Origin of the sequence: Nonomuraea sp. NPDC050556 (assembly GCF_044457355.1) — a bacterium.
Classification (GTDB): Bacteria; Actinomycetota; Actinomycetes; order Streptosporangiales; family Streptosporangiaceae; genus Nonomuraea.
In genome coordinates this window covers 1,684,678-1,705,450 of sequence record NZ_JBITGU010000003.1, presented here as the reverse complement: position 1 = coordinate 1,705,450, position 20,773 = coordinate 1,684,678, and the positions used below count along the sequence as shown (strand labels likewise).

20 protein-coding genes are annotated in these 20,773 nt (G+C 70.2%); 2 read left to right on the top strand and 18 right to left on the bottom strand.

What is annotated here, in order from left to right:
* Positions 1-27 precede the first annotated feature (27 nt).
* From ACIBG8_RS36900 to ACIBG8_RS36815, 18 genes are all read right to left on the bottom strand, one after another.
* Positions 28-2,589, bottom strand: coding sequence for a phenylalanine--tRNA ligase subunit beta (locus tag ACIBG8_RS36900; RefSeq protein ID WP_397347774.1), 2,562 nt, complete (start codon positions 2,587-2,589; stop codon positions 28-30).
* Positions 2,589-3,629, bottom strand: a complete 1,041-nt coding sequence (gene pheS, locus ACIBG8_RS36895; RefSeq protein WP_397347840.1) for a phenylalanine--tRNA ligase subunit alpha — start codon at positions 3,627-3,629, stop codon at positions 2,589-2,591. Before pheS ends, ACIBG8_RS36900 begins: the two co-directional genes overlap by 1 nt.
* Before the next feature lie 135 nt (positions 3,630-3,764).
* A complete protein-coding gene (locus ACIBG8_RS36890) occupies positions 3,765-4,814 on the bottom strand; it encodes an ATP-binding protein (RefSeq protein ID WP_397347839.1) in 1,050 nt (349 codons plus the stop codon).
* A gap of 408 nt (positions 4,815-5,222) precedes the next feature.
* Positions 5,223-6,026 carry a TrmH family RNA methyltransferase gene (locus ACIBG8_RS36885; RefSeq protein WP_397347773.1) on the bottom strand — a complete coding sequence of 268 codons (804 nt, stop codon included), beginning with the start codon at positions 6,024-6,026 and terminating at the stop codon, positions 5,223-5,225.
* 292 nt (positions 6,027-6,318) lie between these two features.
* Positions 6,319-6,702, bottom strand: coding sequence for a 50S ribosomal protein L20 (rplT, locus tag ACIBG8_RS36880; RefSeq protein WP_397347772.1), 384 nt, complete (start codon positions 6,700-6,702; stop codon positions 6,319-6,321).
* Between the two features lie 24 nt (positions 6,703-6,726).
* Positions 6,727-6,921, bottom strand: a complete 195-nt coding sequence (gene rpmI, locus ACIBG8_RS36875; protein ID WP_397347771.1) for a 50S ribosomal protein L35 — start codon at positions 6,919-6,921, stop codon at positions 6,727-6,729.
* Positions 6,922-7,040: 119 nt separating this feature from the next.
* Positions 7,041-7,646, bottom strand: a complete 606-nt coding sequence (infC, locus tag ACIBG8_RS36870) for a translation initiation factor IF-3 (protein ID WP_397347838.1) — start codon at positions 7,644-7,646, stop codon at positions 7,041-7,043.
* A 377-nt stretch (positions 7,647-8,023) separates the two neighbouring features.
* On the bottom strand, positions 8,024-8,881 hold the full coding sequence (locus ACIBG8_RS36865) for a shikimate dehydrogenase (protein WP_397347837.1): 858 nt from the start codon (positions 8,879-8,881) through the stop codon (positions 8,024-8,026).
* A gap of 430 nt (positions 8,882-9,311) precedes the next feature.
* Positions 9,312-10,454 (bottom strand): endolytic transglycosylase MltG, encoded by a 1,143-nt coding sequence (gene mltG, locus ACIBG8_RS36860; protein WP_397347770.1) that lies wholly within the window; start codon positions 10,452-10,454, stop codon positions 9,312-9,314.
* Positions 10,455-10,656: 202 nt separating this feature from the next.
* Positions 10,657-11,838, bottom strand: a complete 1,182-nt coding sequence (gene mltG, locus ACIBG8_RS36855; protein WP_397347769.1) for an endolytic transglycosylase MltG — start codon at positions 11,836-11,838, stop codon at positions 10,657-10,659.
* Positions 11,835-12,317: a Holliday junction resolvase RuvX gene (gene ruvX / locus ACIBG8_RS36850; protein WP_397347768.1), complete on the bottom strand. Its 483-nt coding sequence runs from the start codon at positions 12,315-12,317 to the stop codon at positions 11,835-11,837. Before ruvX ends, mltG (ACIBG8_RS36855) begins: the two co-directional genes overlap by 4 nt.
* Before the next feature lies 1 nt (position 12,318).
* The gene (alaS, locus tag ACIBG8_RS36845; RefSeq protein ID WP_397347767.1) at positions 12,319-14,988 is read right to left on the bottom strand and encodes an alanine--tRNA ligase; all 2,670 of its coding nucleotides are present in this window, start codon (positions 14,986-14,988) and stop codon (positions 12,319-12,321) included.
* Positions 14,989-15,013: 25 nt separating this feature from the next.
* Positions 15,014-15,244 (bottom strand): hypothetical protein, encoded by a 231-nt coding sequence (locus tag ACIBG8_RS36840; RefSeq protein WP_397347766.1) that lies wholly within the window; start codon positions 15,242-15,244, stop codon positions 15,014-15,016.
* Positions 15,241-15,615, bottom strand: a complete 375-nt coding sequence (locus ACIBG8_RS36835; protein ID WP_397347765.1) for a DUF948 domain-containing protein — start codon at positions 15,613-15,615, stop codon at positions 15,241-15,243. The genes ACIBG8_RS36840 and ACIBG8_RS36835 overlap by 4 nt, the downstream gene beginning before the upstream one ends.
* A gap of 96 nt (positions 15,616-15,711) precedes the next feature.
* On the bottom strand, positions 15,712-16,362 hold the full coding sequence (locus ACIBG8_RS36830; RefSeq protein WP_397347764.1) for a hypothetical protein: 651 nt from the start codon (positions 16,360-16,362) through the stop codon (positions 15,712-15,714).
* On the bottom strand, positions 16,359-16,730 hold the full coding sequence (locus tag ACIBG8_RS36825; RefSeq protein ID WP_397347763.1) for a VOC family protein: 372 nt from the start codon (positions 16,728-16,730) through the stop codon (positions 16,359-16,361). The genes ACIBG8_RS36830 and ACIBG8_RS36825 overlap by 4 nt, the downstream gene beginning before the upstream one ends.
* Positions 16,727-17,971, bottom strand: coding sequence for a replication-associated recombination protein A (locus ACIBG8_RS36820; protein WP_397347836.1), 1,245 nt, complete (start codon positions 17,969-17,971; stop codon positions 16,727-16,729). Before ACIBG8_RS36820 ends, ACIBG8_RS36825 begins: the two co-directional genes overlap by 4 nt.
* Before the next feature lie 69 nt (positions 17,972-18,040).
* Positions 18,041-18,487 (bottom strand): hypothetical protein, encoded by a 447-nt coding sequence (locus ACIBG8_RS36815; protein ID WP_397347761.1) that lies wholly within the window; start codon positions 18,485-18,487, stop codon positions 18,041-18,043.
* Between the two features lie 144 nt (positions 18,488-18,631).
* Between ACIBG8_RS36815 and ACIBG8_RS36810 the strand changes: the two genes are divergently transcribed.
* Together ACIBG8_RS36810 and ACIBG8_RS36805 are read left to right on the top strand one after the other, a co-directional pair.
* A complete protein-coding gene (locus ACIBG8_RS36810) occupies positions 18,632-19,516 on the top strand; it encodes a peptidylprolyl isomerase (RefSeq protein ID WP_397347760.1) in 885 nt (294 codons plus the stop codon).
* Between the two features lie 60 nt (positions 19,517-19,576).
* Positions 19,577-20,770 carry a cytochrome P450 gene (locus ACIBG8_RS36805; RefSeq protein WP_397347759.1) on the top strand — a complete coding sequence of 398 codons (1,194 nt, stop codon included), beginning with the start codon at positions 19,577-19,579 and terminating at the stop codon, positions 20,768-20,770.
* The last annotated feature ends 3 nt before the right edge of the window (positions 20,771-20,773 follow it).

Below are 20,773 nucleotides of genomic sequence, written 5' to 3'. Positions count from 1 at the left end.
GAGGGTGTTCCCCCGAGCCCTACCGCCTCAGACTCCGCGGAGCTGCGCCCCCACCCGGTCGGCCGCCACGGCCACGGCTGCGTCGCGCGCCGCCGTCGTCTCCTCGGCGGTCAGGGTACGGTCACCCGCACGGAACCGCAGCGTGTAGGCCAGCGACTTGTTCCCCGCCCCCACCTGCGCCCCCTCGTAGACGTCGAACAACCGCACCGACTCCAGCAGCGGCCCAGCACCGTCACGCAGCGCCGCCTCCACATCGGCCACCGGCGTGAAGTCCGGCACGATGAGCGCGACGTCCTGCGTGGCGACCGGATAAGCGGACACCGAAGGCGCCTGAGCCGGACCGGCCATGGCCGCCTCGATGCGCGACAGCTCGACCTCCATCGCGCAGGTGCGCGGCGGCAGGCCGTACGCCTCGATGACGCGCGGGTGCAGCTCGCCCGCGTGCCCGACGAGCGTGTCGCCGACGTAGAGCGCGGCGCAGCGGCCCGGGTGCCACGGCTCGTGCTGGTCGGCGCTGACGCCGAGCTCGACCCTGGCCTCCCCCGCGACCAGGCGCGCGGCCTGCACCGCGTCCGCCCAGTTCGCCGCACGGCCCGCGCCCCACCAGCCGGACCGCTCGAACTCCCCGGCCAGCACCGCGGCCACCCGCTGCGGCTGGTCGGGCAGCGCCGCGGCGACCGAGGCCAGCTCCGCCTCGGACGGCCGCCGCTCGACGCCGAGCACGGGGGCCTGCGCAGGAGCGCCCTCGCGCGGCCGGTACACCAGCCCGGTCTCGAACAGCGCCAGGTCGGTGAAGCCGCGCCCGACGTTGCGCACCAGGGTCTTGAGCAGCCCGGGCAGCAGCGTGGTGCGCATGAGCGGCTCGTCCTCGGACAGCGGGTTGGCCAGCCTGGCCGCCCTGCGCCTGGCGTCGCCCTCGGGCAGCTGCAGGTTGTCGAAGTCGCGCTCGCCGACGAACGGGTAGTTGAGCACCTCCACGTAACCGGCCGACGCCAGCGCCCTGCCGACCCTACGGCGCAGGCGCTGCGCCTCGGTCAGCCCGGCCCCTGCCGACGCCTTGGGCAGCGCGGACGGCAGGTTCTCGTACCCTTCGAGCCTGATGACCTCTTCGGCCAGGTCGTTGGGGTCGGTCAGGTCGGGACGCCACGACGGCGGCACCACGGTGATCATGTCGTCGCCGGTCACGGCCAGCCGCGCCATGAGCTCGGCGTCGCCGCCGGACACCACGCCGGTCGGGTCGACGCCGCCCCTGCGCGGAGCGGGCGAGGCGCCCTCGGTGATGGTGCAGCCGACCTGCTCCAGCCGCCTGACCACGGTCTCCCTGGCGTACGGCACGCCGGCCACGTCGCCGGGGTGGCTGGTCGGGATGGCGATCCGCACCGGCTCCACGTCGACCTCGGCGTGCGTGACGCCGGGCACGACGGTCGCGCCGCCGAGCTCGGCCAGCAGCTGCGCGGCGCGCCAGGAGGCGACCAGCGGCAGCTCCCTGTCGACGCCGCGCTCGAAGCGCTTGGACGCCTCGGAGACCAGGTTGTGGCGGCGCGACATGCGTGCCGTACCGGTCGCTGAGAAGTGGGCGGCCTCGATGACGATGTCGGTGGAGGCGTCGGCGATCTCGGTCTCGAGCCCGCCCATGGTGCCCGCCATGGAGATGGCGCCCGAGTCGTCGGTGATGAGGATGTCGTCGGCGTCGAGCTTGCGTACGACGTGGTCGAGCGTCTCCAGCGTCTCGCCCGGCGCGGACCTGCGCACGACGATCTCGCCGCGGAGCTTGGCCCGGTCGAAGGCGTGCAGCGGCTGGCCGAGCTCCAGCATGAGGTAGTTGGTGATGTCGACGGCCAGCGAGACCGGGCGCATCCCGGCCCGCGACAGCCGTACACGCAGCCAGAGGGGGCTCTCGGCGGCCGGGTCGAACCCGCGGACCTCGCGCAGCACGAACCGGTCGCACGCGGTCGGGTCGGCGATCGAGGCCGGATAGGACGTGGCGCTCTCCTCCGGCAACGCGACCTGGGCCGGGTCGCGGAACGGCACGTCGAACGCGGTGGCGGCCTCGCGGGCCACGCCCCTGATGGACAGCGCGTAGCCGATGTCCGGGGTGATCTCCAGCTCCAGCACGTCGTCGCGCAGGCCGAGCAGGTCGACCACGTCGGCGCCGATCGGCGTGTCCTTCGGCAGGACCATGATGCCGTTGTGCTCGTCGCTGAGGCCCAGCTCGCGCTCGGAGCAGATCATGCCCTCGGACATGCGGCCGTAGGTCTTGCGCGCGCCGACCTCGAACCCGCCGGGCAGCACGCCGCCCGGCAGCACGACGGGCACGCGGTCGCCCGCGACGAAGTTGGTGGCGCCGCAGACGATCTCGCGCGGCGTGGCCTCGCCGACCTCGACCATGCAGTGCCTGATCGGCTTCTTGAAACCGGCCAGCTCCTCGACGCTGAGCACCTCGCCGACCACGACGTTCTTGACGTCGTGGCCGAAGGAGGTGATGGCCTCCAGCTTGAGCCCGGCGGCGGTCAGCTTGTCAGCCACCTCGTGCGCGGTGACGGCGGGGAGTTCGACGTACTCCCGCAGCCAGGAAAGAGGGACCTTCATCAGATCTCCGTTCCGAACGGGAGGGTGAAGCGGATGTCGCCTTCGACCATGTCGCGCATGTCTCCGGCGTTGTGGCGGAACATCACCGAGCGCTCGATGCCCATGCCGAACGCGAAACCGCTGTAGCGCTGGGGGTCGACGCCGCACGCGACGAGCACGCGCGGGTTGACCATGCCGCAGCCGCCCCACTCGATCCAACCCTCGGACTTGCAGGTGCGGCACGGCGGGTTGCCGGGGATCGCGCTGGCCCCCCGGCACACGAAGCACTTGAGGTCCATCTCCGCCGACGGCTCGGTGAAGGGGAAGTAGTTGGGGCGGAACCGCGTCGTGATGCCCTCGCCGAACATGACCTCGGCGAAGCGGTCGAGCGTGCCCTTGAGGTGCGCCATCGTCAGGCCCTCGTCGATCGCCAGCCCCTCGACCTGGTGGAAGACCGGGGTGTGGGTGGCGTCGAGCTCGTCGGTGCGGAACACCTTGCCCGGCGAGATCACGTAGACCGGCAGCTTCCTGCCGAGCAGGGCGCGGATCTGGACGGGACTCGTCTGCGTACGGAGCACCATGCCGGACTCCGTCGACTCCACGAAGAACGTGTCGTGGTCGGAGCGCGCCGGGTGGTCGGTGGCGATGTTGAGCGCGTCGAAGTTGAACCACTCGCCCTCGAGCTCGGGCCCCTCGGCCACCTCGTAGCCCATGGCGACGAAGGTGTCGGCGATGCGCTCCTGCATCGTGGTCAGCGGGTGGCGGGCGCCGCTCGGCCGGCCGTCCCACGGGAGGGTGACGTCGACCGCCTCCTCCACCAGCACGCGGGCGTCGCGTTCGGCCTCCAGCTCGGTCTGGCGGGCGGCCAGCGCCTCGCCGACGGCCTTGCGCGCGCCGCCGATGCGCTTGCCCGCCTCGGCGCGGGCGGCCGGCGGCAGGGCGCCGATCTCGCGGTTGGCCAGCGCGATGGGCGAGCGGTCGCCGGCGTGCGCCAGCCGTACCTGCTTGAGTGCGTCGAGGCTGTCGGCGGCCTTGATCGCGGCCAGCGCGTCGGCCTCCATGCGGGACACCTCGTCGGCATGCAACGGTGTCACCTCGACGGGGTCGTAGTCAGACAAGAGAGAGCTCCGTATCCAGGGCTGTGAGCGACAACGAGTCTAGTGGGGGGCGCCCACCGGGTTTCTTCCGCTTCGGCTTCAGGCGAAGTCGGGCGTGCCGGTGGGCACGGTAAATCGGAACTCCGCGCCGCCCTCCGGCGCGCGCTGCACGGTGATCGTGCCGCCGTGCGCCTCGACCAGGCCCTTGACGATGAACAGGCCCAGGCCGGTGCCGCCGCGCCTGCGGCTGTTGCCGCGCCAGAACTGCCTGAACACGCGCGGAGCCAGCTCGGGCTCGATGCCCTCACCCTGGTCGCGCACGGACACGGCAACTCCCCAGCCGACGGATTCGATGTCGATCGACACGGTGCCACTGCCGTGGCGTACCGCGTTCTCCACCAGGTTACCGAGAATCTGGTCGACCTTGTCCTGGTCGAGCCACGTCTCCGGCAGGTCGGTCGCCACGTTGAGCCGGAACCGGTCCTCGGACTCGCCCGCCGCGACCCGGCCCGCGATGATGCGGCGCGTCCTGGCGGGCAGGTCGACGACCTGCTTGTGGATCTCCAGGCGCCCCGACTCGATGCGGGACACGTCGAGCAGCTCTGTGATGAGCCTGGTCACCCGGTCGGCGTCGTTGTTGACGGTTTCGAGCATGACGAGCTTCTGCTGCTCGGTGAAGCGGTCCCACTTGGCCAGGAGCGTCGCGGTGAAGCCCTTGACGCTGGTCAGCGGGGAACGCAGCTCGTGGGCGACGGTGCTCACCAGGTCGGCGCGGCTGCGCTCCAGCCTGGCGCGGGCGCCGCCGTCGCGCAGGGTGATCGTGACGCGCTGGACCTCGCCGCCGCGCTCCCGCACCAGGCGGGCCGCGACGTGCAGCTCCTGGCCGCCGGGCAGGTGCAGCGGCCTCTCCGGGACGCGGGTGCGGGTGCACAGGCCGCTGTCGGGGTCGAGGCACTTCCACCACTCGCGGCCGTCGTGGTCACGGAAGGGGAAGACGTCGTTGATGTCGCGGCCCAGGGCGGCCTCGCGGTCGACGCCGGTGAGGCGGGCGGCGGCGCGGTTGACGGCCAGCACACGGCCGAACCTGTCGGTTACGATGAGGCCGTCCGGGAGGTCGTCGATCGCGATCGCGCACGCCGGATCGGCCATCCGACCGTCGGTGTCATCGCCGTGCACGAACCCCGCCTCCTCGACCTACAAGGCCGACAATAGCGGGTTTCCCGTCATGCGGCTTCTGTCGTCCCCAGCCGAGGATGACGGATGGTGGTTTCGGTGGGCGAGGCAACGGCATGGTGTGGGATTGGCTTGCTTCTGCGTGGGGGCGGGTTGAGAGGTTGATGACGATCGCCTCCCGGCCCATACCCCCCCACGCGGCCTCGTCGGCCCTCAGGACGTACGGCTGCGCAACCGTTCACCGTCGAGCGCGCGCCGTTCACGAGCGCTGGAAGGCACCGTCGCCCCGACCCGCCGACGCGGCGCTTGGAGCCTCCCCGCACAGGGCGTGTCTCGCGGTCCCCCGCCGGGCGAGACGGGTGGTCCGTACGGTGCCAGGAAGGGTCAGGGGTGGCGTTGGGCGCGGGCTGATGCGTACAGGCAGACGGCGGCGGCGGTCGCGAGGTTGAGGCTCTCCGCCTGCCCGTAGATGGGCACCCGCACCACGTCGTCGCACAGCGCCAGCACGTCCTCGGGCAGCCCCCACGCCTCGTTCCCGAACACCCACGCGGTCGGCCCGGACAGGTCGACGTCGTCCAGCGTGTGCTTGCCCGCCCCGTCCGCCGCCAGCACCCGCATCCCCCGGTCCTTCAGGTGCTGTACGGCCTGCGCCACCGGGCTGCCGATGACCACGGGAAGGTGGAACAGGCTGCCCGCGCTGGCCCGCACGCACTTGCCGTTGTACGGATCGACCGACGCGTCGGTGAACACCACCGCGTCCGCGCCGGCTGCGTCGGCCGTGCGCAGGACGGTGCCCGCGTTCCCCGGGTCGCGCACGTGGGCCAGGACGGAGACCAGCCGGGCGTCGTCACCGACCGCCGCCTCCAGCGGGACGTGCACGAAGCGGCAGATCGCCAGCAACCCCTGCGGGGTGACGGTCTGCGACAGTTCTGCCATGACCTCGCCGCTGGCCCGGTGGACCGGCAGGCCCTGCAGGGTGGCCTCGGTGAGCAGTTCCGCGTACTTGACCTCGGCCTCGCCGGTGGCGAACACCTCCACGGTCACACCGTCGAGCCTGAGCGCCTCGCGGACCGCCTGGGGGCCCTCGGCGAGGAAGGCCTTGTCGCGGTCGCGGAAGGCGCGCTTGGTGAGCCTGCGCGCGGCCTTCACGCGCGGCGCCCGCACGTTGGTGAGCTCTGATACCGCCATGCCCTTGTCCCCCAAGTCCGCGTAACCCGAACCCCAGAGAGAAACCCCTCTGTGTGCCGAACTCCAGGGGAAACCCCCTGGTCACCCCTGGACGGAAGACGCCCAGAGGCACCCCGCTCCTGCATAAGGAGCCCGGCCCCGCGCAGACGGGACACCCTCCCGAAGGACGTGCTGTCCGCATCCGCAGGGCCGTACCCCAGGAGGCCTCGCCCCGCTCAGGCGGGCCGTACCCCCGAAAAGGGAGAGGGGTTCACCGCAAGACCGGTGAACCCCTCTGTCAAACGCTGGAAAGTCAGCCGGCGACCGGCGCGTTGACGTTGGCGGGCAGCGCCTTCTTGGCGGCCTCCACCAGCGTCGCGAAGGTCTGGCTGTCGTTCACCGCGAGCTCGGCGAGGATCTTGCGGTCGACCTCGATGTTGGCCAGCCGCAGACCCTGGATCAGGCGGTTGTACGTCATGCCGTTCTGACGAGCAGCGGCGTTGATCCGCTGGATCCACAGACGACGGAAAGCGCCCTTGCGGTCCTTGCGGTCCCTGTAGGCGTACGTCATCGAGTGGAGCATCTGCTCCTTGGCCTTGCGGTACAGCCTCGACCGCTGGCCACGGTAACCGCTCGCCCGGTCGAGGACGACCTTGCGCTTCTTCTTGGCGTTGAGCGCCCGCTTCACGCGTGCCATGTTGTATCTCCCCGGGGGTTCGCGCTACTTAGCGAGCAGCTTCTTGATCTTCTTGACGTCGGCGTCGGCGACGACGACCTCACTCTTGAGACGGCGCGTCAGCGTGGACGACTTCCACTCGTTGTAGTGCGCGCGGTTGGAGCGGCGACGCTTGATCTTGCCGGAGCCGGTGATCCTGAACCGCTTCTTCGCACCGCTGTGCGTCTTCATCTTCGGCATTCGCCGTCTCTCCCTCTATTCGTCCGTGCCGCTGACCGGGTCGGTGGTGGGCCGGCCCGGTTTCGGCGTCTTCGTCTGCGGGGTGGCTGGGTGCCTGTAAGGCTAACCCGAACTCCGCGTCACTCTTCCGGTTCTGAAACCTCGGAAGGTGCCGCCTCGCCCTCGTCGCCACGCTGTGCCTTGGCTGCGGCCTTTTCGGCCTTGGCCTCGGCCTTCTTCTTGTGCGGACCGATCACCATGATCATGTTTCGGCCGTCCTGCTTGGCGTGGGACTCCACGAAGCCGAGCTCCTGGACGTCGTCCGCGAGCCGCTGCAGGAGCCGGAAGCCCAGCTCGGGTCGCGACTGCTCGCGCCCGCGGAACATGATCGTGACTTTGACCTTGTCCCCGGCCTTCAGGAACCGCACCACGTGACCCTTCTTGGTCTCGTAGTCGTGCGGGTCGATCTTCGGCCGGAGCTTGATCTCCTTGATGATCGTGTGCGCCTGATTCTTGCGCGCCTCGCGCGCCTTCATCGCGGACTCGTACTTGAATTTGCCGTAGTCCATGAGCTTGCACACGGGCGGTCGAGCTGTGGCCGCGACCTCGACCAGGTCGAGATCGGCCTCCTGGGCGAGCTTCAGCGCATCGTGGATGGAGACGATGCCGACCTGCTCGCCGTTCGGGCCCACGAGGCGAACCTCGGGAACTCGGATACGCTCGTTGATGCGGGGCTCAGTGCTGATGGGGCCTCCTAGGTATGCGATCCCTACGTGCTCGTCGTACGGAGGCTCTCATGGAGAAAGCCCCGCACGTCGCGCATGCGGGGCCACTGAGCTCTTTGGCTCGAATGGCCGTAAAGCTCCCCGGAGTAAGTCCGGCGTGATCCTGGACCCGGCCGCCTCGCGGCGACGTAGGTGGGAGGAGACCTCCGCTTGCGCGTCCAGCAAACATGCCGGACCGATCGGGTTGCTACGTTACCACAACCACGCCGCTACTCAGAATCTTCCCGATCCCCCGCGACGCCCGCCCATCGCACCCCGGACTTCAAGCATGACGACGTAGTGATCCTCGGCATTGCCGAGTACCGGCGCCTGTGCGGCGCGGCCGGCGCGGAGGATGGTCAATCCGTTTGAGTGGCCCGTCTGAGGATCTCCGCTTCGCCTGCCGCGCGCATCGCCTCCACCGGGACGTCGCTGCGGCCGGTCATCAGCTCCACCTGCCGCACCGCCTGGTGCAGGAGCATGGAGAAGCCTCCCACCACCTTTCCGCCCGCCGCCTGCACGGCTGTGGCGGCGCGGGTGGGCCATGGTGAGTAGACGACGTCGAACAGCGCCGGGACCCGCACCAGCCGCGAGGCGAACACGTCGGCCGCGCCCGAGGGCAGCGACGAGACCACCAGGTCCACGTCCAGCAGCGCGTCGATCTTGTCGAAGGTCGCCACCGACAGCGCCACCCCCAGGCGCTCGGCCACCGCGACCGTCTCGCCCGCCCGGCCCGTGTCGCGGACCACGAGGGCGGCGGCGCTCGCGCCCAGGTTGCGCAGCGCGGCGAGTATGGAGGCCGCGGTCGCGCCGCCGCCGAGCACCAGCGCCGACCTGGGCGCCGTGACGCCCGCCTCGGCCAGGGCCCGTTCCACGCCGTAGACGTCGGTGTTCTCGCCGTGCCTGGCGCCGCCGTCGAAGATGACGGTGTTGGCGCCGCCCACCTCGACGGCCAGGTCGGAGACGGTGTCCAGCAGCGGCAGGACGGCGCGCTTCAGGGGCATCGTCAGCGACAGGCCCGCCCAGGCGGTCTTGCCGTCGGGGTTGTCACCGCCGCGCACGGGCCTGAGCTTGTCCAGCATCCAGGGCAGCTGGGTGTCGTCACACTCGAACGCCTCGTAGCTCCAGCCACCCAGGCCCATGGCCCGGTAGGCGGCCTTGTGCAGGTGGGGCGAGAGGGAGTGGGCGATCGGCGCCCCGAGGACGGCGGCCCGCATGCTGTTCACCCCAGAACTCTATCGATCTCCCCTCCCAGACTGAATATGTCCGTACGGCGGAGCCGGGAGATGCCCAGTCGCCGTAGGTGGCTGGCGACATTCCAGGGACACGGCCGACCGACCTCCCCGCTGACCCGCCGCAACGGCCGCAAGGAACCGCGCCAAGGGCGGAACGCAGCGAGCGCCGCTCCTCGCGCCCGACCACGAAGGGCGCCTCACCCCACTCCGCGCACCAGCCTGGGCGACGTCGCCCACCACCGTCAGCGAACGCGCGGGAGCCCGGCGTCGCCGACAGCCCCTGCACCCCATCCACGATCACGGGCCGTCGACACTCGGGCAGCCTCCCCACCGGCACGCTGCCACCGGGCACCGCTGCACCTCGGCGGCCGGATCCATGCTCTCCACCGAGGTGCCGCAGTTGACCGGAAGGTCAGTTCCCCTGGTTCCTGTCGAACTCGGCCTTGAGCTTGAAGAAGTCCGCCTCGTTGTCCGCGAACTTCGTGATGCCCTTCTTCAGGTCCGTAGTCACGAAATACAGCCACTTACCCTTGGCCGGGTTCAGCGCCGCGCTCAGCGCGTCCTCCCCCGGGTTCGAGATCGGCCCCGGCGGCAACCCCTCGTATTCATAGGTGTTGTACTTCGACTTGCTGTGCGTCTGCGCGTCGCTCAGATGCGTGCCGTACAGCCCCAGCCCGTAGAACGTCGTGCTGTCCATCTTGAGCTTCATCGGCGGGTTGAGCGCCATCCGGTTGTAGATGACCCGCGCGATCTTCGGCATGTCCTCGGCGCTGCCCGCCTCGGCCTGCACGATGCTCGCCAGCGTGACCACCTGCGCCGGCGTGAGCCCCACGGTCTTCGCCCCCTTGACCAGGTCGACCTTGGTCGCCGCCTCGTCGAACCGCTCGACCATGGCGCCCAGGACGCTGGCCGGGGTGGAGTTGGGGGTGATCTCGTAGGTCGCCGGGAAGGCGTAGCCCTCCAGCCGCCCCTTGGCGTACGCGGGCAGCCCCAAAGCCTCCGCGTCCTTGGCCGCCGCGACGAACTCCGCCTTCGGCTTCTTCATCTTCTCGGACAGCTGCGTGATCACGTCGGTGAGCCGCAGCCCCTCCTTGAGCGTGATCTTGGACTGCAGCAGCTTCGCCGGGTCGAGCAGGGCCACCGCGTTGGCCGCGGACATGCCCTTGCGCATCGTGTAGTGGCCGGGCGTCAGCGAACCGGTCTTGCCGGCGGCGTCGGCCGCATTGGTGAAGGCGCGCGCGCTCTTGACCACGCCGGCGCGCTCCAGCATCTCGCCTACGACGGTCGCGTTGTCGCCCGGGTTGATCTCGACGACGACCTCGCCGGTGCCCGCCCCGGTGTAGTCCTCGGGGATCAGCGCCTTGTTGATCGCCAGGTAGGCGTAGTAGCCGCCGCCGCCCAGGATGCCCAGGATGATGATCAGGGCCAGCATGGGGGCGACGAAGCCGCCGCGCTTGCGGTTCCTGCGGCGCCTGCGGCCGCGTCCCGAACGGGAACGGGGACGTCTGGCGTCGTCCTCCGAGCCGAGCAGGGCGTCGATATCGAGATCGTTCATAGATGCGCTGGCCAATCTCCCGGTGTTACCGGGCCGGCGTCAATGGGGGGCGCCAAACCGGCGGGGGTTACCGAGCCGAACAGGGGCAGAGGCCGGTCGTGCGTCGACGACCAGCGCTCATCACTCTGGGTAGCCATGCTAGGGGACGCGCGGAGTGCGAGCGCCCGATCGGCGCTCGGGACGGGGGGTGTCCCGAGGAGCATCAGCTGGTCCCGAGGTTCTCGTTCAACTCTTCCCGGTATCTCACGAACTCGCTCTCTTTGTCGGTGAATTTCGTGATTCTATGCTCCGGATCGGTGGTGACAAACCAGTACCAATCTCCCCTGGCTGGATGCAATGCCGCCATCAGTGCCTTCTCCCCAGGATTGGAGATCGGGCCGGGCGGCAGCCCCCTGCGCAGGTAGGTGTTGTACGGCGAGCCGACCCTGGTGTCCTTCTCCGAGACCTTGAGCGTGCGCCTGCGCTGCGCGTAGAGGACCGTGGTGTCGAGCTGCAGCGGCATGCCGTCCCTGAGCCTGTTGTAGATCACCCTGGCGATCTTCGGGTAGTCGGCGTCCCTTCCGCCCTCCGCCTGCACGATGCTGGCCAGCGTGACCACCTGCAGCGGCGACAGGTGCAGCTGGGCCGCCCTGCCGACCAGCCCCAGGTTGTCCGCCGCCTGGGTGAACCGCTCGACCATGGCGGCAAGCACGTCCACCTGCGTGGAACCCGGCTCGACCTCGTAGGTGGCCGGATACAGGAACCCCTCGGGCCCCTTGGCGTAGGCGGGCAGGCCCAGGAGCTCCTCGTCGACCTGCTCGAAGCCGGACAGCGGCAGCCCGGACTCCTTGGCGATGCGCGGCAGCGCCTCGCTCATCCGCATGCCCTCGGGCAGCACGACCCGCTTGACGACCTTGGCGCCCGGGTTGAGCAGCAGGTCGAGCGCCGCACCCGCCGCCATGCCCTTACGCAGCCGGTAGTGGCCCGGGTGCAGGCTGGCCGCCTTGGCCCGGTCCTCGGCGATGTTGACGAAGGAGCGGGCACTGGCCACCACCCCCGCGTCGGCCAGAAGCGTCCCGATGTCGGTGGCCGAGGAGCCCGGCGCGATGCGCACCGTCACCGCGCCGCTGCCCGCCCCGTCGAAGTCGTCAGGACTGATGTACGGCTTGGCCAGCAGGTAGGCCCCGCCACCGAGCACCAGTACGGAGGCGGCAGCGCCCGCCAGAAGCAGCGGCGCCACGCGCCGGGCGGGCCGCTCCGTGGCGTCCGACAGCGGGATGACCTCCGCCAGCGGCTCGGTGTCCTGGGCCTCGGAGGCCTCGGAGCCGGGCTGTGGATCGTCGTCGCTCCGGAGCGGGATCACCTCGGCGAGGTCGTCGTCGTTCTTGTCGTCGCCGCCGCTCATGTCGCAGCCCCGCCGTCCGCCGCTGCGGGCGGATCGACGGGTCTGCCTGGTGGTCTGTCCTGGGCTCGCTCGGCGTCGAGCGCGTCCTGCAGCAGCACGACGGCCGCCGCCTGGTCGATGACCGACCGCTGGTTCTTGGCCTTGCGCCCGCTGGCCCGCATGCCCTGCTGGGCGGCCACCGTGGTGAGCCGCTCGTCGAAGAGCCGCACGGGCACCGGCGCGACCGCCCCGGCCAGCGCGACGGCGAATTCCCGCGCCAGCCCGGCGGCGGGCCCCTCGCGGCCGGACAGCGACGTGGGCAGCCCCACGATCACCTCGACCACGTCGTACTCGGCCACGAGCGCCGCGATGCGGTCGAGATCGCCGCCGCCGCGCCTGACCGTCTCCACCGGCGTGGCGAGCATCCCCGAGGGGTCGCTGCGCGCCACGCCGATGCGTACGGACCCGACGTCGACGCCGAGCCGTGAACCGAACCTCATGTCAGCCGAGCTGCCCCGCGATGGTCTCCTGGACCAGTCGCAACGCGTCGTCGATCGCACCGGCGTTCGTGCCGCCGCCCTGCGCGACATCGTCCTTGCCGCCACCGCCACCCCCAAGCGCCTTGGCGGCGACGCCGACCAGCTGGCCAGCCTTGAGACCGTGAGAGCGCGCCGCCTCGTTGACCGCGGCGACGACCACCGGCCTGTCACTGGGGGCACCGGCGATCACGACGACCGCCGCGCGGTCGGCCGGGAACCTGCCGCGCACATCAAGCGCGAGCTTACGCAGGTCGTCGGCCCCGGTGCCATCAGGCGCGCGGTGCGTGACCACGGAGACTCCTTGCAGGTCACGCGCCTGGGAGGCGAGTTCGCCCGCGATCGCCAGCACCTGCGAGGAGCGGAGCTTCTCCAGCTCCTTCTCCGCCGTGCGCAGCCGGGTGACGATGCCCTCGATGCGCTCGGGCAGCTCCTCGCGGCGCGCCTTGAGCTGCTCGGAGAGCTGCGCGACCAGCACGGACTCCTTCGCCAGGAAGCGGAAGGCGTCGATGCCGACCAGCGCCTCCACGCGGCGCACGCCGGCGCCGACGGAGTTCTCGCCGAGGATCTTGACCAGGCCGAGCTGGCCCGAGCTGTGGACGTGGGTGCCGCCGCAGAGCTCGCGCGAGTAGTCGCCGATCTCGACGACGCGGACCTCGTCGCCGTACTTCTCGCCGAACATCGCCAGCGCGCCCATCGCCCTGGCCTCGGCCTGGGAGGTGTAGAACGCGTTGACCTTCATGTCGTTGATCAGGACGGCGTTGACCTCGTCCTCGACGTCGCGCAGCACGCTGGGCGACACCGCGCCCGCCGCGGTGAAGTCGAAGCGGAAGCGGCCGGGCGAGTTCTCCGAACCGGCCTGCGCCGCGGTCTCGCCGAGGAAGTTCTTGAAGCCGCGGTGCACCAGGTGGGTGGCGCTGTGGCTGCGCGAGATCGCCTTGCGCCGCTCGACGTCCACCTCGGCCTGCACCTCGTCGCCGACCTTCAGCTCGCCGCTGCGGATCTTGCCGCGGTGCACGACCAGGCCCTTGATCGGCGACTGCACGTCGACGACCTCGACCTCGGCGCCGGAGGTGCGCAGCACGCCCTGGTCGGCGAGCTGGCCGCCGCCCTCGGCGTAGAAGGGGGTGCGGCCCAGCACGACCTCGACCGTGGTGCCCGCGCCCGCCGTGGGCACGTTGAGCCCGTCGACGAGGATGCCGATGACGGTGGACTCGGCGCTGGTGGTGTCGTAGCCGAGGAAGTCGACCTTGCCGGCCTTCTCCAGGAGCTGCCCGAAGACGGAGATGTCGGCGTTGCCGGTCTTCTTGAGCTTCGCGTCGGCCTTGGCGGCGTCGCGCTGCTCCTTCATGAGGCGGCGGAAGCCCTCCTCGTCGACCTGCAGACCCTGCTCGCTCGCCATCTCCAGGGTGAGGTCGATCGGGAAGCCGTAGGTGTCGTGGAGCTGGAAGGCCTGCGCGCCGGCGAGCGTGCTCTGCCCCTTGCGCTTGGTCTCCTCGACGGCCACGTCGAAGATCGCGGTGCCGGTGCGGAGGGTGCCCAGGAAGGACGCCTCCTCGGCGTCGATGATGCCGTGGATCTGCGGCGCGTCGACCTTGAGCTCGGGGTAGGTCTCGCCCATCGCGTCGATCGTGGTGGCGGTGAGCTCGTGCATGTAGCGCTCGTCGCCGGAGCCGAGCAGGCGCAGGTTGCGGATCGAGCGGCGCAGGATGCGGCGCAGCACGTAGCCGCGGCCCTCGTTGGAGGGCAGCACGCCGTCGGCGACCAGCATGGTGCCGGTGCGCACGTGGTCGGCGACGACCCGCAGGCTGATGTCGGCGCGCTGGTCGCGGCCGTAGCGGGTCCTGGTGAGCTCGGCCGCCTTGTCGAGGATCTTGAAGGTGGTGTCGATCTCGTAGAGGTTGTCGACGCCCTGGAGGATCGTCGCCATGCGCTCCAGGCCCATGCCGGTGTCGATGTTCTTGGCGGGCAGCTCGCCCAGCACGTCGAAGTCGGTCTTCGAGCGCACCTCGCCGAGCTGGTACTGCATGAAGACGTTGTTCCAGACCTCGAGGTAGCGGTCCTCGTCGGCGACCGGCCCGCCCTCGCGGCCGTGCTCTGGCCCGCGGTCGTAGTAGATCTCCGAGCAGGGGCCGCCGGGGCCTGGCACGCCCATGTGCCAGTAGTTGTCCTCCAGGCCGCGGCGCTGGATGCGCTCGGACGGCACGCCGACCTTGCGCCAGATCTCGATCGCCTCGTCGTCGTCGAGGAAGACGGTGACCCAGAGCTTCTCCTCGGGGAAGCCGAAGCCGCCCTCGGACTCGGACTTCGTCAGGAGGTCCCAGGCGAAGGGGATCGCCTGCTCCTTGAAGTAGTCGCCGAAGGAGAAGTTGCCGAGCATCTGGAAGAAGGTGCCGTGGCGGGTGGTCTTGCCGACCTCTTCGATGTCGGGGGTCCGCACGCACTTCTGCACGCTTGCCAGCCGGGCCGCCGGAGGCGTGCGCTGCCCCAGGAAGTACGGCTTGAAGGGCACCATGCCCGCAGGCACCAGGAGCAGCGTCGGGTCCTCAGCGATCAGGCTGGCCGAGGGCACGACCTTGTGCCCACGCTCCTCGAAGAAGCGCAGGAAGCGGCGGGCGATCTCTGCCGACTCCATATCAGCGGCCATCCTTTACGTTAGGTCAGTTGGTCTTTTCAGCCTGGTCGAGCCCGAACTGGGTCCGCAACTCGGTTTCGCGGTCGGCAGCTTCGCCGAGCGCGTCAGAGGTAAAGTCTCTCACCTGCGCGAGCATCCCCATCGCGCTGTCCGCCGTGCGGCGGGCGACGTGGTCGGGGCGCAGGGCGTTCAGCTTGCGCATGACCCATATCGCGCCGAACGCGCCGAGGGCCATGTAGAACAGCCTGCGGATCATCGCCTGATCGCCTTACGCCCGCCCTTGCGCGCCTGCCAGGCCCTGCCGATGCCGGTCAGGATGGCCGACAGCTTGATGAGCGGCCCGGTGACCAGGGTCTGGGTGATGCCGCTGAGCTTGGCGGCCTGGCCGCTGACCTGCTTGACGTCCCTGGCGATGGCGTCGACGGTGACGAGCTGGCGGTTGGTCTCGTTGACGGTGACCGTCACGTCCTCCAGCAGTGGCGTCACCCGGTTGCTCAGGTCGGAGACCATCTTGGTGGTCTCGGTGAGCAGCCTGGCGAGCTTGACGAGCACCATAGCGAGGAAGCAGACCAGGATCGCCCAGAACATGGCGACGATCAGGCCGGCGACCTCTCCCGCGGTAAGCATCAGCGGATCCGTCCCCGTAGGCAGCGTGGAATGGGAAAGACCCTATCGTGCCGGATAGCGGCCGATGGCCTCCTGCGCGCATGTGGCGCGTTCCCTTCAGGCAGGGAGGGTGGCGAAGGCCCGCACGGCCGTCCCGTCCGGCATGGGGACGGCGGAGAAGCGCGCCCCGGTGGGCGGCAGCGCCTCCAGCCCGGTCAGCCCGGTCGCGGCGGGCAAAGGAGGGCGGGTGCCTTCAAAAAACCCATCGACTCCGACCAGCGCCGCGCCGTGTTTCACCAGCCAGTCGGCCGCCTCGGCCGTGAGCTCGGCGCCCTCCCCGGCGGTGTCCAGCAGTACGGCGGCGCCGCGCACGTCGAAGGCCGCCAGCGAGCCGACGTCGACCCGCCGCGACCGGGCCCCGGCCAGCCGTACCACCACAGCGGGCAGCCCCACGGTCTCGGCCAGCTCCACCGGGCGCGACAGCAGCGTGCCCGGCCCCGTGAGGTCCACCACGGGGCCCCGGGCGGCGGCGGAGGGCCGGTCGGCCGGGCCGCCGCGGGTGCCCTTGTGCGGCTCGGCGAAGATCTCCACGTTGTCGAGCTTCACCTCGTCGGTCATCAGCAGCCCCAGCGAGGCGACGAACAGGGCGCCGATCTCCGCCTCCGTCGAGGAGGGGCCGGGCAGGTCCACGCGGAAGCCGTGCACGGCCAGGTCGCCGCCGTTGCTGAAGGCGATGGAGGCGTCGAAGGACGCCCGGAAGTCGGTCACCGTACAAGCTCCACTTCGAACCCCGCGTCGTTCTCCAGGTAGGCGGCGTAGTGCTCGGGGCCGCCCGCGTATGGGTGCCGGTCGGCGAACATCAGCGTCCAGCCGTGCCCGACCGCCTCCTCGACCAGCTTGTCCACGTCGTCGACGCGGAAGGCCAGGTGGTTGAGGCCAGGCCGCATCCTGTCATAGGGCTCGCGGCGTACGGCGGGCGACTCCTCCAGCACGATGTAGGTCTCGCCGTGCTTCCAGGAACGGCCGCCCTCCCAGTGCTGGAACGGCTCGTAGCCCATCGCCAGGAACAGCCATTCGAAGGACGGCAGAGCCGCCTCCAGGTCGCTGACCCACAGCTCCACGTGGTGCAGGCTCACGAACCGCCCCGCAGGAACTCGCGGATCTTGGCCCAGCGCTCGGCCACGGGCGCCTCCGCCCCGTGCTTGGTCGGCTCGTAGTAGCGCCGGTCGCGCACCACCTCCGGCGCGTAGTCCTGGCGGACGACGCCGTGGTCGAAGTCGTGCGGGTACTTGTAGCCGTCGCCGTGCCCCAGCTTGGCCGCGCCCGGGTAGTGGCCGTCGCGCAGGTGCTGCGGCACCTGGCCGATCAGCCCCTTGCGCACGTCGCCCGAGGCTGCGCCGATGGCCTTGATCACCGCATTCGACTTGGGGGCGAGCGCGCAGTGGATCACGGCGTGCGCCAGGTTGATCTGCCCCTCGGGCAGCCCGATCATCTGGACGGCCGTCGCGGCGGCGACCGCGGTCTGCAGGCAGGTGGGGTCGGCCATGCCGACGTCCTCGGAGGCGAAGATGACGATGCGCCTGGCGATGAAGCGCGGGTCCTCCCCCGCCTCGACCATGCGGGCCAGGTAGTGGAGCGCGGCGTCGGCGTCGGAGCCGCGCATCGACTTGATGAAGGCGCTGATGACGTCGTAGTGCTGGTCGCCCTGACGGTCGTAGCGCACGGCCGCCTTGTCGACGGCCTTCTCGACGACCTCGACGGTGACGTCCTCTTCGAGCATGGCCGCGGCTTCGAGGTAGGTGAGCGAGCGCCTGGCGTCGCCTCCGGCCAGCCGTACCAGGTGGTCGAGGGCCTCGGGGGCCAGCGTGTTGCGCCCGGCCAGGCCGCGCTCGTCGGTCACCGCGCGCTCCAGGACCGCGCGCACGTCCTCGTCGGACAGCGATTCCAGGGTCAGCAGCAGCGAGCGGGACAGCAGCGGTGAAATGACCGAGAAGTAGGGGTTCTCGGTGGTCGCGCCGATGAAGGTGACCCAGCGGTTCTCCACGGCGGGCAGCAGCGCGTCCTGCTGCGCCTTGTTGAAGCGGTGCACCTCGTCCACGAACAGCACGGTCTGCCTGCCGCTCATGCCCAGCTCGCGCTTGGCCGCCTCGATGGCGGCCCGCACGTCCTTCACCCCGGCGTTGACCGCGGAGATCTCCACGAAGCGGCGCTGGGTCACCCCGGCGACGACGTAGGCGAGCGTGGTCTTGCCCGTGCCCGGCGGCCCCCACAGGAACAGCGACATCGGCGCCTCGCTCTCGACGAGCCGGCGCAGCGGCGTGCCGGGGCCGAGCAGGTGCCGCTGGCCGAGCACCTCGTCGAGGTTGCGCGGCCGCATCCGCACCGCGAGGGGCTGCGGGGTGGCCTCCTCGGCGGCGGAATCGAACAGGCTATCCACAAACCGAGATTACACGCCCCACACGGCCCTCGCTCCTGAGTCGCCCGCCCTGAACACGTAGTAACCGGCGACGCCCGCGAGCAGCACGGTGACCACGGAAAGGACCACCGAGGCCGCCTTGTTCCTGACGAAGACCAGGAGGAGCGCGACAACGCCCAGCCCGATGACGGACATCAGCAGCGGGTTGGCGAAGCTCTGGTGGGTGGCGATGCGGCCGGCCACCGAGCCGTCGGCATGGGCGAACCTGGCCGCCCTGAGGCTCTCGCCGCTTTCCTTGGCGGCGAACACGGCGCCCGGAGCGGCGACGGCGAGCGCCACCACCGCCCAGGCCAGATACGGACGGAACCGGGGCAGGACGGCGTAGAGGACGGCCAGTAGAGCCAGGAGGGGGGTGAGCATGACGGCCGCGTGGATGATGAGCGGGTGGGCGGGCAGCCCCAGAATCTGGTCGAACATACTTCCCCTTACGGTTGCGGTCTTCAACTGGTTCCGAGGTCGCCACACTGGTCACGTTTCGCCACTTACGTCCAGCACATTCCCAACCCCGGTAACATGCGCGGAGTTGTTTGGTCATGTGTCGGCAAACGTGGAGGACATACCGTGAGCGGGGACGACCGCCAGAGCCAACTGGCTCAGGAGCACAAAGAGCGGCAGGCCAAGCGAGCGGCCGAGCAGACCAAGGGCAAGCGCAACACCGTGATCGGCGCGGTGGCCGCCCTGGTCCTGGTGGGCGGCGGCATCTTCGCCGCGACCGCGTTCGCCAACAAGGACGACGCCCAGCCCGCGGCTGAGGCTCCCGTCACGCCGTCGGCCTCGCCCACGGAGGATGCGGCCTCGCCGAGCGCGACGCCGACCGCGAAGGCGGGCCCGGTCTCGTGTTCCTACAAGCGTGACACCTCGGTGCCGAACAAGTTCGTCGGCCTGCCGGGCAAGAAGCCCAACATGAAGATCAAGACGCTGACGGTGGTGACCAACCACGGCAACGTCGTCATCGACGTCGACCCGCAGGTCACGCCGTGCACGCTCAACTCGTGGGAGTTCCTCGCCAAGAAGGGCTTCTACAACAACACCAAGTGCCACCGCCTGGTGACGCCGGAGACCGCGGGCCTCTCGCTGCTGCAGTGCGGCGACCCGCTGGCCAAGGCGGACGGCGTCAACCCGACCGACGGCATCGCCACGGCCGGTTACACCTACCTCGACGAGAACGCCGGGGCCGTGCCGTACAGCAAGGGCGTGGTCTTCATGACCCAGCCCGACGGCGCGGAGGGGCAGAACAACAGCCAGTTCGCCATCTCGCTGTCGGACGAGAACGGCTCGCTGATCCAGAACGCCTACACCGAGATCGGCATGGTCAGCAAGGGCATGGAGATCCTCGACCAGATCGTCAAGGACGGTGTGATCGTCAACAAGGACGACATCACCGGCGACGGCGGCTCCAGCGCGCCGAAGAACCCGGTGATCATCAAGAGGGTCCTGGTCAAGTAGCGGGGACGGGCCCCCTCGGGGGCCCTGGCCACGCCTCCCGTGATCTTCTAGGGTGCTTGCGTGCCGGACAAACTGCCTTTCGAGTTCCTGTTCACGCCCGAGTTCAGCAGAAACCCCTACGCCGTCTACGCCCCGATGCGCGCCGAGGGCCCGGTCTTCCCGATCGACTTCCCGCCCGGCTTCGAGGCATACCTGGTCGTCGACCACGAGCACGGCAGGGCCGCGCTCAACGACCAGCGGCTGTCGAAGGACCTGTCCCTGTTCGGCGACTACCTCCAGGTGATCGCCACCGAGGACGACATCCTGTTCGAGGCGAACATGCTCGCCGTCGACCCGCCGGAGCACACCCGGCTGCGCAGGATCGTGTCCGGCGCGTTCACCCCGCGCCGCGTCGAGCTGCTGCGCCCGCGCGTCCAGCAGATCACCGACGAGCTGATCGGCGCCTTCTCCGGCGGCTCAGTGGAGCTGCTCGACGCGTTCGCCTTCCCGCTGCCGATCATCGTGATCTGCGAGCTGCTCGGCGTGCCGTCCGACGACCGCGACCTGTTCAGGCAGTGGTCGGGGCTGCTGGTCAACCCGACGTTCGAGCCCGAGGAGGTACGGCAGCGCCAGGCGGCGGCCCGCGCCACCCGCGCCTACTTCCTCGACCTGATCAGGGAGCGTACGGCCCAGCCGCGCGACGACCTCATCAGCGCGCTGGTGACCGGCGGCGAGCTCACCGAGAAGGAGCTGGTCTCCACGCTGTCGCTGCTGCTGGTGGCCGGGCACGAGACGACGGTGAACCTCATCGGCAACGGCGTGCTGGCGCTGCTGCGCGAGCCGTCCCAGCTGGCCCTGCTGCGCGAGCGGCCCGAGCTGCTGCCGAGCGCCGTGGAGGAGTTCCTGCGCTTCGACGGCCCGGTGGAGCGCTCGACGCCGCGCTTCGCGACCGAGGACCTGGAGATCGCGGGCACCAGGATCCCCAAGGGGGCGATGGTGCACATCTCGCTCGGCGCGGTGGGCCGCGATCCTGCCGTGTTCGCCGACGCCGACCGGCTCGACGTCACCCGTACGGACAACAGGCACGTCGCCTTCGGTCACGGCATCCACTTCTGCCTGGGCGCGCCGCTGGCCAGGATGGAAGGGCAGATCGCGATCGGCGCGCTGGTGGAGCGCCTCCCCGGCCTCGCCCTGGGATGCGCCGAGGAGGAGCTGAGCTGGCGCCTGACGGGTTCCGTGGTGCGGGGGCTCGCCGCACTGCCGATCCGCTTCTGAGGG

Coding starts and splice junctions, on each gene's coding strand:
- alaS (WP_397347767.1), bottom strand. CDS start 14,988: ATGGAGTCGGCAGAGATCGCCCGCCGCTTCCTGCGCTTCTTCGAGGAG.
- ACIBG8_RS36890 (WP_397347839.1), bottom strand. CDS start 4,814: ATGGCCGATCCGGCGTGCGCGATCGCGATCGACGACCTCCCGGACGGC.
- rplT (WP_397347772.1), bottom strand. CDS start 6,702: ATGGCACGCGTGAAGCGGGCGCTCAACGCCAAGAAGAAGCGCAAGGTC.
- ACIBG8_RS36840 (WP_397347766.1), bottom strand. CDS start 15,244: ATGATCCGCAGGCTGTTCTACATGGCCCTCGGCGCGTTCGGCGCGATA.
- ACIBG8_RS36900 (WP_397347774.1), bottom strand. CDS start 2,589: ATGAAGGTCCCTCTTTCCTGGCTGCGGGAGTACGTCGAACTCCCCGCC.
- ACIBG8_RS36820 (WP_397347836.1), bottom strand. CDS start 17,971: ATGCGGCCGCGCAACCTCGACGAGGTGCTCGGCCAGCGGCACCTGCTC.
- rpmI (WP_397347771.1), bottom strand. CDS start 6,921: ATGCCGAAGATGAAGACGCACAGCGGTGCGAAGAAGCGGTTCAGGATC.
- ruvX (WP_397347768.1), bottom strand. CDS start 12,317: ATGAGGTTCGGTTCACGGCTCGGCGTCGACGTCGGGTCCGTACGCATC.
- ACIBG8_RS36865 (WP_397347837.1), bottom strand. CDS start 8,881: ATGCGGGCCGCCGTCCTCGGGGCGCCGATCGCCCACTCCCTCTCGCCC.
- ACIBG8_RS36885 (WP_397347773.1), bottom strand. CDS start 6,026: ATGGCGGTATCAGAGCTCACCAACGTGCGGGCGCCGCGCGTGAAGGCC.
- mltG (WP_397347770.1), bottom strand. CDS start 10,454: ATGAACGATCTCGATATCGACGCCCTGCTCGGCTCGGAGGACGACGCC.
- ACIBG8_RS36835 (WP_397347765.1), bottom strand. CDS start 15,615: ATGCTTACCGCGGGAGAGGTCGCCGGCCTGATCGTCGCCATGTTCTGG.
- pheS (WP_397347840.1), bottom strand. CDS start 3,629: ATGGAGGCCGACGCGCTGGCCGCGATCAAGGCCGCCGACAGCCTCGAC.
- ACIBG8_RS36815 (WP_397347761.1), bottom strand. CDS start 18,487: ATGTTCGACCAGATTCTGGGGCTGCCCGCCCACCCGCTCATCATCCAC.
- mltG (WP_397347769.1), bottom strand. CDS start 11,838: ATGAGCGGCGGCGACGACAAGAACGACGACGACCTCGCCGAGGTGATC.